The following is a 1,438-nucleotide window of genomic DNA, read 5'->3' on the forward strand; positions in this document are numbered from 1 at the left end:
GGTACTCGAGTGGCGAACGGGTGAGTAACACGTGGGTGATCTGCCTTGCACTCTGGGATAAGCTTGGGAAACTGGGTCTAATACCGGATATGAACTGCCTTTAGTGTGGTGGTTGGAAAGTTTTTTCGGTGCAAGATGAGCTCGCGGCCTATCAGCTTGTTGGTGGGGTAATGGCCTACCAAGGCGTCGACGGGTAGCCGGCCTGAGAGGGTGTACGGCCACATTGGGACTGAGATACGGCCCAGACTCCTACGGGAGGCAGCAGTGGGGAATATTGCACAATGGGCGGAAGCCTGATGCAGCGACGCCGCGTGGGGGATGACGGCCTTCGGGTTGTAAACTCCTTTCGACAGGGACGAAGCTTTTGTGACGGTACCTGTATAAGAAGCACCGGCTAACTACGTGCCAGCAGCCGCGGTAATACGTAGGGTGCGAGCGTTGTCCGGAATTACTGGGCGTAAAGAGCTCGTAGGTGGTTTGTCGCGTCGTCTGTGAAATTCCGGGGCTTAACTTCGGGCGTGCAGGCGATACGGGCATAACTTGAGTGCTGTAGGGGAGACTGGAATTCCTGGTGTAGCGGTGAAATGCGCAGATATCAGGAGGAACACCGATGGCGAAGGCAGGTCTCTGGGCAGTTACTGACGCTGAGGAGCGAAAGCATGGGTAGCAAACAGGATTAGATACCCTGGTAGTCCATGCCGTAAACGGTGGGCGCTAGGTGTAGGGGGCTTCCACGTCTTCTGTGCCGTAGCTAACGCATTAAGCGCCCCGCCTGGGGAGTACGGCCGCAAGGCTAAAACTCAAAGGAATTGACGGGGGCCCGCACAAGCGGCGGAGCATGTGGATTAATTCGATGCAACGCGAAGAACCTTACCTGGGCTTGACATACACCAGATTGCTGCAGAGATGTAGTGTCCCTTGTGGTTGGTGTACAGGTGGTGCATGGTTGTCGTCAGCTCGTGTCGTGAGATGTTGGGTTAAGTCCCGCAACGAGCGCAACCCTTGTCTTATGTTGCCAGCATTTGGTTGGGGACTCATGAGAGACTGCCGGGGTTAACTCGGAGGAAGGTGGGGATGACGTCAAATCATCATGCCCCTTATGTCCAGGGCTTCACACATGCTACAATGGTCGGTACAACGCGCAGCGACACTGTGAGGTGGAGCGAATCGCTGAAAGCCGGCCTTAGTTCGGATTGGGGTCTGCAACTCGACCCCATGAAGTCGGAGTCGCTAGTAATCGCAGATCAGCAACGCTGCGGTGAATACGTTCCCGGGCCTTGTACACACCGCCCGTCACGTCATGAAAGTTGGTAACACCCGAAGCCAGTGGCCTAAACTTGTTAGGGAGCTGTCGAAGGTGGGATCGGCGATTGGGACGAAGTCGTAACAAGGTACCCGTACCGGAAGGTGCGGGTGGATCACCTCCTTTCTAAGGAGC

General features: G+C 55.8%; 1 rRNA gene. It reads left to right on the top strand.

From position 1 onward, the window contains the following. Positions 1–1,429 (top strand): 16S ribosomal RNA (locus HMPREF2743_RS02755); the annotation flags it as partial. Between the last annotated feature and the right edge of the window lie 9 nt (positions 1,430–1,438).

Origin of the sequence: Corynebacterium sp. HMSC036D02 (assembly GCF_001836165.1) — a bacterium.
In the GTDB taxonomy this organism is placed as follows: Bacteria; Actinomycetota; Actinomycetes; order Mycobacteriales; family Mycobacteriaceae; genus Corynebacterium.